A 396-nucleotide genomic window follows, 5' to 3' on the forward strand; every position below is an offset into this window, starting at 1 on the left:
GCCCTCATCCGGCGCAGGCGCCGGGATGGGGCGAGGTCTCAGGCGCCGCGCTCACTGCGGCAATCCCAAATGCAACCGCAGGGCATCCTCAACGGCCGCCATGTCCGCCTTGCTCAGGCAACCGAGTCGCGTCTTCAGCCGCACCTTGTCCGCCGCCATGAGTTGATCGGCCATGGCTTTGCTGGTCTGCTCACCGACCTGGACCAAGGCCTCGCCCGGATACAGCCGCGCGGTGTTGCGGGTCAACGGCATCACGATCACCCGCTGCAGATGCCGATTGGCGGCATCGTTGCTAAGGATCACCGCTGGGCGGGTCTTGCGGATCTCGCTTCCAATCGACGGATCGAATTCGACCCACCAGACCTCACCGCGCCTCATCGGCGACGTCCTTCGCCA

The 396-nt window shown here is 65.7% G+C and carries 1 protein-coding gene; it reads right to left on the reverse strand.

The annotated features are described in order from the left end of the window. Nucleotides 1-51 precede the first annotated feature (51 nt). The coding region (locus VBE63_RS31215; protein WP_323686810.1) for a type II toxin-antitoxin system PemK/MazF family toxin at nucleotides 52-396 on the reverse strand (345 nt) is incomplete at its 5' end.

This window comes from Lamprobacter sp., assembly GCF_034860625.1.
Classification (GTDB): domain Bacteria; phylum Pseudomonadota; class Gammaproteobacteria; order Chromatiales; family Chromatiaceae; genus Lamprobacter.